The organism is Blastococcus sp. VKM Ac-2987 (assembly GCF_026967805.1).
In the GTDB taxonomy this organism is placed as follows: domain Bacteria; phylum Actinomycetota; class Actinomycetes; order Mycobacteriales; family Geodermatophilaceae; genus Blastococcus.
Window position 1 is genome coordinate 853,605 of sequence record NZ_JAPVBG010000001.1, and the last position, 14,243, is coordinate 867,847.

Sequence of the window (14,243 nt, forward strand, 5' to 3'; positions counted from 1 at the left end):
GCTCCATGCCGAACGTCGCAGGGGTAGACAGGAAGACGGCGGAGGACGGGCTTCCGGTCTTCCATGAGTTGTTGCGGTGGATGGAGCGCACGGCCGTACCGACATCCCGACCGGAAACCTCTGCGGCTGACGAGGCGGCGGGACTCGTCATCCTGGACCTGTCCTTGCGGCTCGAACACGTCTCACGCGTGACCGACAGCCTGCGCGTCATCGACAAGAGCCATGTCCGCCGACTGGTCACGCTAGACGTCGACCTCCGCGGCCTGACGGGCGAACAACGTGCAGCACTCACCGTCCGGCGGGGCCTCATCCCGCCGGACGCCTCCACCGAGGCCGATGGCGCGACACACCTGTGGGTACCGGTCTCCCGGCACAGCCGGATGGACCTGAGTCCCGTCGTCGTCCGGGATGCGTCCGACCAGGTGCTGCCACGACTGACCCAGCGCGCAGCGTCGAAGACCTTGGTCGCCGGGCTCAGCCGGCTACTCAAGCTGATCCGGGGATCGCGGGCCGACCGCCTGACACCCAAGTCGATGTGGTTGATCATTCGGGCACTGGAGTCGCTGATCGAGGAGGGGCCGATCGGCCGCGACTCCCCGGAGCCTCCACCGACGTCGGCCGACGGGGCCGGCCGGCGACCCGTCGAGGACGCCCACGCGGACGCCCGGGCGTTTCTGGCCGGGATGCCGCCGGATCTCCAACAGTCCCTGGACCGGCTCATCGAGGTCGCCTACACCGAGTACGTCCTCGTGGTGATGCTCCCGGCGAAGACGTCGCAGTCGCACCTGCAGTTCGAGGCGCCGCTGATCCCCGCCGCGCTCCAATCGAGATCGCGGCTCTTGCAAATGACCCCTGGCCGCGAGTACACGATCGACTACCGCACCGAGATCGCTCGATCCCTCGGCTCGTACCACGTGACCGTAGAGGTCGCGGAAGAGATCTACGTACGCCGATACATCCTCTGCAGCGATGTGGACAAGGCCGCGGTGGCCGACCTCGGCCGCGAGATGAAGGACCTCTCCACCGCGCTCGAGCAGCGCGGGCGAAGCGGACCAGAGGAGGTCGAGGAAGAGGCGCTGTGGCTCGAACTCGAGGCCGTGGTCTCTAAACTCGTCCAGCTCGGGCGGCGGCGAAACCTCGAGTACCGGCGGTACTGCCGGTACATCGAAAATCAGGAACTCGGCTCCGCGTCCCTGGATTCGCCGGGCGCCGATCCCTCCGGAGACCCGAAGGATTCGCCGCTCGCTGCGCTGGCCCGGGGCGACGTCAGCTTGGCCCAGCTGGACGAGCTGGCCGATCTCCTCGCGACCCGAACGTTCCGCGACTGCCTCGAGACCGAGAACCTGCGACCGGGGCACTTCACCCTGGGGTTGCCGAGAATCGCCGGCTGGCTGAGCGACGCCCGGCTCGGCGAGGAGATTCTCGTCGAGAACGATCCTCGGGAGAACGGGGCACACGCCCAGTGGCGTCACCAGCCACTCGGCTTCGGAACCCCCAGTCTCGAACCCATCCGGGCGCGGGTGTTCCTGACCCTGGCCGACGAGAGGCCTGCGCTGGCCGACAGCGTGTTCTACATGCTCCTTGGGTTGTTCGGCATCGTCGTCGGCCTCGGCGCCGTGCTCCAGTTCAGCGGAACCGCGAAGAAGGACATCCAGGCCGACGCCTTGGTAGCCGTCCTGTTGCTCGTGCCCGGCATCCTGCTAGCCCGTCTCGACATACCGAACACCAACTCGGTCCTGGGGCAGCTCCGCGCCGTGCCGCGCAATGTCGCCTACTTCTCGGTCATCCTCACCTCGGGCCTCGCCGTGGCCGTCGCCACGGCATGGGCACCCCCGCCGCACCTGTTGCCGTGGGTGGAGGACCACCTGGCGCCCTACGTGTGGGTCGCGGCTGCCCTGTTCTTGTGTTGGCTCTTCAGTGCAGCGGAGAAGGGGCAACGCCGCCGTCGCCGAAACCGCTCGATCCCCGCATCGGCGGACGTCCCCTGGTGGTTGCGGAACCACACCGGAGGCCCGGCCGAGGCCCTCCAGACGGAGGAGCGCTCCGCTGACGTGGTCTTCGACGCCATCGACGCCCGGCCGGTGCAGGTCGCCCGGTGGGACCGCCGGGTGGAGTCGGCGTGGGACGGAGTCGGGGTCGGGAAAGAGCTCGCGGCGCTCGAGCAAGCTCTCCCCTGGCCCTGGCCCTGGCCCTGGTCCTGGGGCGTTTTGGCGGAGGAGAACACGTCGGCTCGGGCGGACCGGCGGACGTCAACTAGCCGACGGTCACTGCGCGGCGCCGAGCTGGCGCGTGCCGCTGCTCGTGCCGTCACCGCCGGGAGGTCGGGTGTCGAGCTGGTCGTCGAGCACTCGTCCGATACCCGGAGCGACACTTACCTCCGGCGCCGTGTCACCGCCGGGCCGTGGCCGAATGCCGGCGCCACAGGGACACCGTCACGAGCCGTCGACGCCAGCTGGACGCCCTCGCCGGACGAGCCGATCGAGGCCCTGACGAGCCGCGAGGGCCACTTCACCGTCCGTGTCCGTGCCCGTCCGCTCAACGGTGCTATCCCGGACCGTCCACAGATGACCAGCGCTGCCTCCACCGCGGCCGGTGGAAGTTACGTCCTCGCGGCACCCCTGGGGCCCGGCGCCTTCGCGCGCACCCTCAGCACGTTCCACTTCCTGATCGAGGTCACGGATGGGGCACGGGGAGCGGAGCTGCTCGAACGCCTCTTGGACGGGTCGGCCAGGCCTGGGTCGGTCGACATGATGGTCAGAGAGCTGGAGTACCCCGGAGCGCCGAGGGCGTCCCACTCCGAGACGGCGGCCGCTGGGCCCCGGGGCAGAGAGCGGCACGTGCTGCGGCTGTCCGTCGCGCTGCCCGACGGCGAGGTCACTGCTGGCGCCGCGGCGGCCTCCCGGCGGGAAAGCGACCTGCCGAAGACGGATGGAGCCGAGCGACGCAAGGCTGAGGAGCAGACACCCGGGCAATCCACTGGTCGACTGGCGCTAACCCGGTACCTGGCCGGGCTCTGCGCCGAAATGGACGCTCGACTTTACGTGACAGACGCCGCGACTGGCGCAGGACCCCACTGGCGGCCGGTTGTGCGAGACCCCCGGCCCGGGAACGGAACGATGTGCGCCTCCGAGCCATGGGATGCGGATGCCGCCATCGTGGACGGACGGCGCCACGATGGTCACGTGGCGCTCGTGACGATGGCAGGGTCCACGACCGGCTACGACGTCGGCGCCGCCGTCAGCATGTGCAGCCTGGTCAAGAAGGCCGGAGTGGACGTCGTCTCGGTGTCGGTGACGCGGCTACTGGATCAACCGTTGGTCTCGCTGGTGCTGCGCAGACCCACAGCCCCACCACCGTCGTCGGCTGGATCTCCTCACGACGCGACGTCGAGGCCAGCCCTGGCATCGCTCGCGGGCTTCCTCGCGATCAGTCCCCGCGACCACGACCTGATGGGCGCCGTCGAAGGGCGCGCCCTGATGGTCACTCGACTTGACGTCCCGCAGACGTGCTGCCAGGCCGAGGCCAGGACCGGCTCGCCGCCGGAGACGCTCTGGCTGCAGTGGAGCTGGCCGGGCAGTCACGCCGACCACGTGACACTCGACCCGGCAGAGCTGGTGCAGGACGCCGTCGCGGACGCGCGCGTGGTGCATCAGCGTTTCCGCCGGGACCGCGACGGCCGGGTGAAGGGGGACGCTCGGCTGGTGGTAACAGAGCCGCGCGGCGAGGCGCTGGGCAAGCGCGCCTACGCCGTCGAGCGCACCGTGCAGCAGGATCTCGCCAGGACCCACCGGAGCCCGCACGAGGTCCAGCTGCGCGTGGTCAGAAACGAGGGTTGGCTGTCTCAGGACTGAGGGGTCCTCATGCCGCTTCATCTGGTTCTACACACCTGAGCGAACGTTCCCGGGGTGGTTGAGCGGCCTCGAACATGACCGGAACAAGCCACCCACCTGGACTCAAGTGCACAGGGCGGCGCTACCAGGCGGCACCGGGGAGCACCGCGGCGAAGGCGGCCTTCAGCCCGCTGCTGACGTCGGAGATGACTGCCGCTGGTCGCCAAAATGCACCGGCACAGGGCCGCGCAGCTCGGCGAGCGGATGCTGGCCGGCTCCGAGTGGCACGACGAGGACCTGGTCTTCGCCCAGCTCAACGGCCGGCCGATCGACAAGAAGACCGACCATGACGACTGGACCCGCCTGCTGCAGGCAGCCGGCGTCCGCCACGTTCGCCTGCACGACTGCCGGCACACCGCCGCCACCTTGCTGCTGAGCGAGAACGTGCACCCGCGGGTGGTCATGGAGCTGCTGGGCCACGGCCAGATGCGCACGGCCATGGACATCTGCAGCCACGTCATGCCGGCGCTGGCCCGCGAGGCCGCCGACCGGCTGGACGCCCTGCTGCTGCCAGGTCAGGGCAGGCAAACTGCAACTAGAGACGACTCAGGCCGCTCCCCCGAAGGGGAACGGCCTGGTCATCGGGGTGGAGCTGAGGGGACTCGAACCCCTGACCCCCACACTGCCAGGCCGTCATGATCGCGTTCGCCAAAGTCCGCAGATGTCCGAAAGGGTCGGCTGAGCAGGGAGTTCGCGCTCCGTCGGACGAGGGCGAACGACCGCGAACCAAGATCGAACCGAGCCAACTGCAACCAGAAATGCAACCAGAGATGGCCGCCGATGCGCCCCACGCCGCTCCCGCAGCCACGCTTCGCCTGTCTCCCCGTCCATCTGCCGCGTGGGCGCTTACCGTCGCTTCCGGCAGCGATTTGCACCTGCGTCGGAACCTGCGTTCAGCAGCGGCGTAGCCGCGATGCGAGCCCGTGATGGGTCCCGCTGCCGAGGCAACTCACCCCCGGTGTCCCCACTGGAGGCCCTGCCGTGGACGGCACGCACAACACTCACCCCGCGACGGCTACCGAGGCGCTTGAGCAGCTCGCGCGGCTGTCCCTGCGTGGTCTGTCGATGGAGACCCTGCTGCAGCCCGCTCGCTCACGGTGCGGTCACGACCTTCGCGCGGTCGATCCAACGGGCCAGGACGCTGAAGGCAGCCAGCTGCTCCAGTGCCTCGTCCTCCGTCATCTCGTCGAGGTCATCATGGGCGGCGGGGTTGCGGATGGCGGCGAAACAGCCTTCAGCGTAGGCGCGGATGCCCCGGCGCATGCTTTTCGCGGTCTTGCCATCGTCGTCCTCGGGTAAGCGGAGCCGCGGGCGGTCAGTCTTCGGCAGGTCGTCGCTGAAGGCTTGGTTTGTCAGGTCGGTTTCTGAGCTAGCCCGGGTAGTGAGCTTGTTCTGAGTCTCGGCGTTGATGCGCTTAGCGGCGTCGACCACTGCCTGGCGGAAGTGGCCGCTCTGCCACATGGACCGTGCCCCTTCCCACACCCACGGATGCAGGTGTCCGGCGTTGAGGGTGGGAGCGTCGTCGCCGAGGCGTTGCCGGAGCTCCTCGGCGCGACTGAGCATGGTCATCGCCCGGCGGGAAGCTTCGCGGTGCTGGAGCCACCGGTCCATCGGGTCTTGGTCGACTTGGGAGCGCCAAGCAGGGGTGACTCGATCCAGGATTTGCTCGATGACTGGCGCTTCAGCGACCAACGGGTGGTCCGCGGTGTCGTCGTAGCCGCCGCGCCGCGCCGCGGTCAGCTCCCGCTGCTGGCGGAGATCGTCAAGCGAGATGAACTGCTGGAGCTGGCCGAGCGCCCAGCCAACGTCGATGACCACCAATCCAACATAACGTCCATAATCTTGTGCCCAGGTCGCCAGTACGTCTCCCCTCCCTCCCCTGGGCTGCTCCAACTCCCGCGAGATCCACTGACGGTGTCGGTCTGGGTGGCATCATCTGGGCAAAGGTGAGTGCGACGAGGCAGGAGCTAGCTGAAGTGATGGTCGTCGTCGCTTGCTGCTACCAGGACGGAAGGGGCGCTAGCGCCCACGTCATCTGCTGCTGCCCTCACGGTCGCATTCGGTGATAGCCGGCCGTCGAGGACACGTCCAGCCGGGAAGCCTCCAAGCTCCCGCGAAGCGCTCTCCAGGTGCGAGCAGCGCGGACCATCCGGCCTGGATCGTGATATTCGCACGATGACCAAGCCCGACCTTCTTCGACCCAGCCGTGACGGCGACCAGTTTCACTACACGTGGGCGGCACGCCAATCCTTGCGCCTCCTCGACAGGGACTCGGGACTGCACGCACTATTTGTCGAAGCCGTTGACCTCAGCGAACAACCGACGGCGCCTGACCCGGACGTCTCCGACGCTGACGCTTCGACTCCTGAGGACGACAGTGATGGCGGGAACGAGGTTATCGACCTCGCGGAGTACTGGGGCTCGAGCGACATCGACCACACCGATCGCGTGGTGTACCGCCAGTTCAAGCACTCCACTCGGCACGCCGACGAGGCTTGGACGCTGTCGTTTCTTACCAAGACGCTGGTCGGCTTCGCACGCAAGTATCGCTCGCTGAAGGCGGACCACCCGGCGGTTCTGGATCGCGTTCTATTCGAGTTCATCACCAACCGGGCCCCCGCGCAGTCCGCTCTTGATGCGCTCAAGGACCTCCGCCACGGCATCCCCTCAACAGCGACGAAGGCGATTCGCGCCCGGCTCACGGCCATCCTTCGCCCGGACGACGTCGCCGACCTTTGCCGACAGCTCGTGGTCGATGAGCGCGCACCTTCGTTGCTGAAGCTCAGGCACCTCCTCGACCTCGAGGTCGCCGACCTGCTGCCCGGCGCGCCGGGGGATCAGGCACTCCTGCTGCGAGAGATGATTTCCAGTCGGGCGACCTCGGTCGCCGGAGACGACCCCGCGGTCCTTCGTGCGGACGTGCTGGCCTCGCTGAAGACCTCAGAGGACCAACTGCTCCCCGCGCCAAATCTGATCGAACCTCCGAGGCGACCGATTACCAGACGCCAGTTCGCCGAGGTCGCCGCCAAGATCGGGGAGGCCGCCACCGTCCCGACACTTGTTCACGGACCTGGTGGTGTGGGCAAGAGCGTCCTGGCTGGCGCCCTCGCACACCACCTGCCGCACGGCTCAATCACAATCGTGTTCGATTGCTTCGGGAACGGCTCCTATCGACGTCCTAGCGCGCCCCGCCACCGACCCAAGCAAGGGTTCGTCCAGCTCGTGAACGAACTAGCAGGCCGAGGGCTGTGCGATCCCATGATTCCCTCAGCCACTGCCGACGAGGAGGACTACGCCCGCACTTTCTTGCGCAGACTCGTCAATGCTGCCGAGACGCTTGCCACCATCGCCCCGGACGGGTTGCTCACCATCATCCTCGACGCGGCCGACAACGCCGCCATGATCGCGGAGGAGATGGGCGAACGTTCCTTCGTCCGCGGCCTGATCCGCGAGCCGCTCCCACAGAACGTCCGCCTTGTCGTGACTTGCCGGACTGAACGGATCCACCGACTGGGGTTCCCGGCCAACTACCAGGACATCCCGCTCCACGGCTTCGAACTTAATGAGACCCGGTCGTATCTTCAGACCGACTACCCCGACGTCTCCCCCGCCGACGCCTCGGAGTTCCACACCCGCACTGGCGGCAACCCGCGAGTGCAGGCAACCGTCCTGGACGCCACGACGGATATCCGTGAAGCGCTGGCCTGGTTGGCACCCAACCCGAGCTCGCCTGGTGCGGCCCTCGACTCCCTCCTTGAGCGGCAGGTCGCCGAGATCCGGGACCGACAGCACGCGGCCGGCGCGGACATCGACGCGATCTGCGTCGGTCTCGCGGCCCTACGGCCGATGATCCCCGTTCGCGTCCTGGCCGAGTTGGCCGGCGTGCATGCCTCAGTCGTGCTGAGCTTCGTCTCCGATCTGGGCCGCCCGCTGCTGGTAGACGGCGGCTCCGTTCAGTTTCGCGACGAACCCACCGAAACGTGGTTCCGTGATCGATACCGCCCTGCGGGGAAGGACCTGGACGCCTTCCTCGGGCGCCTGCTACCGATCGCTGATGAGGACGCCTACGTGGCCGCCTCATTGCCCGCCCTGCTCTTCGAAGCCAACCGGTTCGACGACCTTGTGCAGCTTGCGCTTTCCGACGATCGGCTTCCCGACAACAAACTCCCAACGGAACAGCGGAACGAGATCCAACGTCGCGAGATCGCGCAACAGCGAACCCACTTCGCCTTGACCGCGGCGCTGCGCGCCGACCGCGACTTCGAAGCAGCACAGCTAGCCTTACGGCTGGGAGCCTTGACCGCCGGACGCACGCGGCGCCTCGACCTGATCCGCGACAACACCGACCTGGCCGCACGGTTCCTGGACCCGAGCGTGCTCGAGCAACTCGTCGCGACCCGAAGCCTGAGCGCAGGCTGGCCCAGCTCTAACCTGCCGATCGAGGGCGCGCTGCTGGCCGGCGCCGACGGCCAGACCGACCAAGCCCGAAACCGTCTGCGAAGCGCGACCACCTGGATGAGTGCTTGGGCGAATCAAGCGCGACGCCACGACACCGACTCAGGCTTGGGGGAACTCGACATCCTCCAGGTCACCTGGGGACTGCTCAACACCGATGGCGCCGCCGCATGCGTTGGGTTCCTGCGACGCTGGCGACCGCCTACCCTCGCCTTCGACGTCGGAGTAGACGTCGCCCGTCGCCTGCTCGACGCAGGGCGCTTGACGGACCTACATGAGCTGGCCCGCGCCGCCCGAGGTGCGCATCTTCAACTCGCGATTGCCCAGGCATGCGCGGAACGCGACGTGGCGATAGAGCGCACGATCGTGGCGCGTCTTCTGCGCCCCTTCCTGAGGAGAAGGACGGCGCTGCAGCCAAGCCGTCACGACGACTATCGGCATGCTGCCGCAGGCGATCCCCTCCACAACGGATTGACAGCCATCGTTTGGTTGGTCACGCGCGCCGTCGCCCACAACCTCACCACGCCTGCTAAGGCCGAGCAGATCTTGCACCGGTATCTTCCCGAGAATCTCGGGCACCGAACCGGAGGCCCGTACGACCGTGACGTCTGGTACCCGATCCTGGGTTTCGCACTGTGCGCTCGTCTCGAGGGACGTGTTCTCGACCCTCTGGACATCCAGGGTCCGCAGATTCGAGAGGCGCGAGAACGCGAGAAGTTCGAGTCGTCCAGCAGGCTGCGGGAATACCGTGCGAACGTCGAGCCTCTGGTTGCCTGGGCCTCAGCGTGGCTCGATGTTCAACTCGACCCCAGTTCCGAAAATAGGGCCAGTTTCGCCCAGCGCGCAGCCGCCTTTTTAGATGCATCACCCCCGGTGTGGCGAGAGGAACGGATTGACCAGACCAAGGTCAACACCGTCCTGCGTCTCATCGGGCGTGCCGTAGCCCGTTTTCCCGACATCGTCGACCATGCTGCGCTGCTCGAGTTCGAGGCCCGCAACAACGACGCGATCAGTCGGCGCACTCTGGTAGAGGTCACACGACAGACGGCTACCCAGCCGGCGCTTCACGCGCTCTCCTCGCAGCTCGCCAGACGCTGCCACCAGCGCTTGGCCAGCGCCCGAGAGGACGCCGGCGAACTCGCCACCGACTTCGTGCGGCTCGCGCGGGCCACCTACCGCATCTCTCCCGACGAAGCCGCGGTCCACTTTCAGGCCGCCCTAGACATCACGGACGCTATCGGCGATGACGCCTGGGCCCGCTGGGGCGCATTGCTCGCCATCGCTGGCCTGGCCGGGCGAGGCACCTCCAACGAGCCAGGCCGCGCCTACCGGCTGGGCCAGATCGCCGAGAGCGTCGAGCCCTACCTCGGCGACAACCTGTACCACGCCGACCTCCTTGCCGCCGCCGCGCAACTCTCCCTGACCGAGGCCCTCGCCACTGGATCGCGATGGCGCGATCGACGCATCGCCTCGATCGGAAACCTTGCCGACGGAGTCTCAACAACTCCTGCGGCACTGCTGAACGACGACCCGCTGGCGGCTCTCATACTGCTTCCATTGGGTCAACGGCATCCGGATCACCGTGCGCTGGCTTCGACGCTAGCCAAGAGCCCCCAGGACGCTGCGTCGACTGTCATCTCGTATCTCCAGTTCCGACGCCCCAGCCCACTCACGACCGACGCGCTCGACGAGCTCCTCACGATGTCCGGGGTCCCGCGGACATCCGTTGAGCAGGTCGATCCGTCCTTGCTCTGGACTGCACGTGCGACGGATGACAACCCTTCCGACGACGGCCACTCCTACAAGCCACGCAAGGTCTCCTTCGTCGACCTAGACCTCACCACGAGCGGCGGATGGGCAGAGGCGCTGAAGCGCCGCCAGCTCGCGCACGCCGGAGACGACCTCTTCGCCTACGTCGCTACCGACCTTGGTGCCACGCCCACCATCCTGCGCGCCTTCGAGGCATGTCCGACATCGAGCTACTGGGACCTCGATCGCCTACTCGAGTCACTCCACGGCAAGTCGCTCTCGATGGCCACACAGGCGGCGCTCGACGAGATCCTGGCGAAGCTGCTGAATCGCTTCGCGTCAGACTTCCTGCTGGTCTCCTGGCGCACGCTCGACCTCGACAGCGCCCGAGCCCTCACCGGCCGCGACACCGACTACGAACACGTCGCAAGCCGCGCCTTGGGAGATCATTCAAGCTTTACCGCCGACCAGGCCTACGCACTAGCCATCCACCTCGGGCGCCGCCTCGACGTCGCCCATGCCCTCCGATTGTTCGACGCCGCCGCCTCGCTCTTCGACGACGCCGCCCCTCTCGACGCCCACGACGGACATCACCCCAACGGAACGACGGAGGGCTGGGAGCCAAACGCGGCCGTCGCCGCCGTCATCTGGACAGCCCTGGGAGATCCCGCCGGAAAGACACGCTGGCAAGCCGCGCATTGCGTGCACCTGGCGCTCACCATGGGGCACGTCGGCGTCGTATCGCGACTGCTCGACCTGGCCTTCGGACGGATCAGTGCAAAGCCCTTTCTCGACGATCGCCTCGAGTTCTACGCACGGCACGCGCATCAGTGGCTCTTGTTCGGCATCAGTCGCGCGACCGCCGAGCCGGCGGCTCTGACCACAGCAGCGCTCTGCAAGCCCCTGCTGACACAGACCGCCACGGGTACCCCGCACGCAGTGAACACGCCGCTGGCCCGCGACAGCCTGTTACGGCTTCAGGCTGCCGGCGCAATCGCGCTCGATCCAGCCGAGAAGACCCGCATCGAGCGAGTGGGCAGACCCATTGGGACAGTACGCCGCGATTGGCACGCCGACCTCGAGGAACTCGCCTGCCTGAGCGAGATCACAGCCGCCACCGGCGATCGCAGCTCGTCGTCCCCCGAGTGCGACCGGAGAACGACCAGACCGACCGAACTCCCTGACCGCGCGTCAGGCGGCTCCGGGTCCACCCCGACCGCCACCGACGCGAACACAGACGCCGAAGTTGACACGAACGACACCGAAGACGAGCGATTCAGGTTTTTCTTCGACTTCCGCCAGTATTGGTGCGACCCACTTGGCGATGCCTTCGGTATCAGCGACAGCTCTATCGAAAAGCTGGTGGCAGAAGTGCTTATCGATCGGTGGGCGGCTTCATCACGTGGCCGGGCCGAGGATGATGCCCGGCACACGCTCAAGCTCTATCCCAAAGGCAGCTACGTTCACAAGGGTGAGTGGCCAGAGGAGGAGGACCTTGATTTCTACTTGGCCGTCCAGGGCCTCTGTGAGGTCGCGGGAGTTCTCCTCGAAAACCGGCCCGTCGTGCAGCGATACGACGAAGATCTCGAGACCGGAGAGTCTGAGTACACCCGATTCCTGCAATGGCATATTCCCAGCCGCACTGACGGGCGCTGGCTGTCCGACCGGCGTGATCCGGCGCCCCGGAATGCGGTCATAGAGCCAGACCGCCGTTCGGGAACCGGAATCACTGACTACGACGCGCACTGGACATACCGCATCACGTCCAGCAGGTTCAACGAAGAGCTGTTTCCCTCACCGGAGCAAGTCGTTGTGTGGGAATTCCGACAGGTACAGCACTACTCACGGAGCGAGACGGTAAGCGTGCGTTCAGCGCTCGTGACTCCGGCCACCGCCCCAGCTCTGCTCAGGGCATTGCAGACAGCGCCCGACACGCACGCATACCGGATTCCCGACACGGCCGACGAGGAGCACAGCTCTACCATCCCGGGCTTTGAGCTAACCGGCTGGATAAGACCACCCGGGCACGCCTACGGGCGCGACCGACAAGATCCATACGCCGGCGCGGCTGAGTTCCCGCCCGCGCGCCCTACGCACGCCGTTCCGGCACTCCAGGCCCTGACCGCCGACCCGGACTACCGCCTCTGGCGATCCGGGCCAAGCATTGTGGCGGTCTCGATGACTTGGGACGACGGGAGCGGGGAGAGACACACGATCGGATCCACCGGGGACACGCTGACCGTAAACCGCTCGTGGCTCGCTTCTGTGCTCGCCGAGCTGGACCGATGGCTCATCCTCGAGGTCCAGATCCGTCGACGCTCGGACGACACCTCATATCGCGTCACGCAGCGTGCCGGTGGCGAACAAGAGGAGGACGAACGATTCCGCTTCTTGCAGCCGTACACCAAGTACTTCCTGATGGACACCGCAGGGGCCGTCCATGAGTTCTGACGCGGACCCCATCCTCCAACTGGGTCGTGACCTTGCAAACGCACTAGATCCCAGCGACGTTGTTGGGCGCTGGATGTCCCACCACCTCGCTGAGCTGATCAAACGGTGCGAGGCGAGTCCCGACGACGCGGAACTGGCGGTGACCACGAGAGACGTCGTGCTGAAACTATGGGAACGCAAACGCGGCGCACGCTTCCAGACCGAACCGTACGGATACCTGCAAGCCGTCCTCCGCGCGATCGCGCGACTGGATCCCGACCCGACCCCATGGGCGTACTACCGCCCCTTTGACAATCAAGGGCCGAACGCCGAAGCACTGACGACCTACCCGCTGTTACAGACGGCGTGCGAGATTGATCGAGAGGTCGGGCATCTCATCCGTCTTGCTGTGGCAGTCGCGGCTCGGGAGGCGACGTCACTCGAGGAGCCGTGGGTGGTTGCCGGTATGGAGATAGCGGACACGGAAGAGGACCGAGCAGCCCGCGCGGTCGAGCAACTCGTGCGCCGCCTCCAGTTGCGGATAGGGCGGGATGGTCCTGAGGCGCTGCAAGCTGACAATCACGCGACTGCGGCACCTGGCAGCGTGCAGTCAACAGGACCCGTGCCCGATGACGTAGGAACGGAGGAACCCGCAGCTGCCGGTGAGGACCTGGACGACTTGGCTGAGAGGCTCGAATCAGCGGACGCTCTCACAGTGGCGCTCGGCAGCGCCGTCATCCGATGCCGCCGTTTGATCGATCAGTTCGCAGGCTTGTTTGAGGAACGATCTCTGGGCGAGGGCGAAGGACCCACTGGTCTGACCGAATCTGTGCCTCATGGAGAAGGACCCGGCGCCCCCGACTGATCGCCAGCCTTCGCCGCTGCTAGTTCCCACTGGAGCTCGGCGAGCACGACACCCCTCGCCAGCCACAAACTGAGGAATCCAAGATCGCGAGCCGACACACGTCTTGCATCTGAGGTAGCGGGTACTCGTTGTGACGGCTCGGCGAGCAACCGCTGCAACCGGTTCACCCGGCCCCTCATCCTCCTCCCCCGTAGCCGCGTTGCTGAACCAGTAAGCTGCCGACGTCCGCGACGCCCAGATTGCCCGCGCCATCGTCGCCATGCTGAGCGCGGCCACAAGTCACCGACGATCTGCAACTCTCTCGGTTGCAGCTGTAGGACGCGACGGGGCACGTGCGTCAGGAGCGGACCTCCAGGGAGCGCATAGACGGCTGACCAGCAGAGATCGATCCAACGTTCCAAGCCGGCATGCCGGTTGAATCTCGGTCTCCCGCTCCACGCAAATCCGCAGCTTAAGCGCCCGATAAGCATACTGGAGGAGTCCTGAGGGCCTGGATGAGTCCTGGAGGCCTGGAGGACCCTCTGAGGCCCCGACTGCAACCCTTCAAGACCCCTGTTCACTGATGGATAGATCGTGAATAGATCACGCCGCTCGTCAGGAAGCCCTAGTGAGAGCCCTTCGCTCTGCACCACCGAACCGCGTCATGAAACCAACTGTGTCACGCCGCCGGCTGCCCTTTTCAGCGGCGCCCGAAACGAACTGCCCCCCTCGCGACGGGCGGGTTTCACGCGCGTGCACGTAGTCGTCGCAACGGAAGCCTCGTGGACGGTGTCGGCCGGCATCCGACCCGACGAGCGACCCGTTCGCCGCTTCCCAGCAGTGCTGTCCCAGTCGGCGCCTTCGCGGGCCAGACC

At 66.8% G+C, this 14,243-nt stretch carries 5 protein-coding genes; 4 read left to right on the forward strand and 1 reads right to left on the reverse strand.

The genetic code is table 11. The features are described from left to right. The first annotated feature begins 5 nt into the window (after positions 1 to 5). Both O2W17_RS04200 and O2W17_RS04205 read left to right on the forward strand, forming a co-directional pair. On the forward strand, positions 6 to 3,851 hold the full coding sequence (locus tag O2W17_RS04200) for a hypothetical protein (RefSeq protein WP_269191143.1): 3,846 nt from the start codon (positions 6 to 8) through the stop codon (positions 3,849 to 3,851). 207 nt (positions 3,852 to 4,058) lie between these two features. Next, entirely contained in the window at positions 4,059 to 4,529 is a 471-nt protein-coding gene (locus tag O2W17_RS04205; RefSeq protein ID WP_269191144.1) for a tyrosine-type recombinase/integrase, read from the forward strand. 453 nt (positions 4,530 to 4,982) lie between these two features. Here O2W17_RS04205 and O2W17_RS04210 read toward each other — a convergent pair whose 3' ends face one another. Next, positions 4,983 to 5,708: a TIGR02391 family protein gene (locus O2W17_RS04210; protein ID WP_269191145.1), complete on the reverse strand. Its 726-nt coding sequence runs from the start codon at positions 5,706 to 5,708 to the stop codon at positions 4,983 to 4,985. A gap of 357 nt (positions 5,709 to 6,065) precedes the next feature. On the opposite strand from O2W17_RS04210, the gene O2W17_RS04215 reads away from it, so the two are divergent. Both O2W17_RS04215 and O2W17_RS04220 read left to right on the forward strand, forming a co-directional pair. After that, on the forward strand, positions 6,066 to 12,545 hold the full coding sequence (locus tag O2W17_RS04215; RefSeq protein ID WP_269191146.1) for a hypothetical protein: 6,480 nt from the start codon (positions 6,066 to 6,068) through the stop codon (positions 12,543 to 12,545). Then, positions 12,535 to 13,389: a hypothetical protein gene (locus tag O2W17_RS04220; RefSeq protein ID WP_269191147.1), complete on the forward strand. Its 855-nt coding sequence runs from the start codon at positions 12,535 to 12,537 to the stop codon at positions 13,387 to 13,389. Before O2W17_RS04215 ends, O2W17_RS04220 begins: the two co-directional genes overlap by 11 nt. The last annotated feature ends 854 nt before the right edge of the window (positions 13,390 to 14,243 follow it).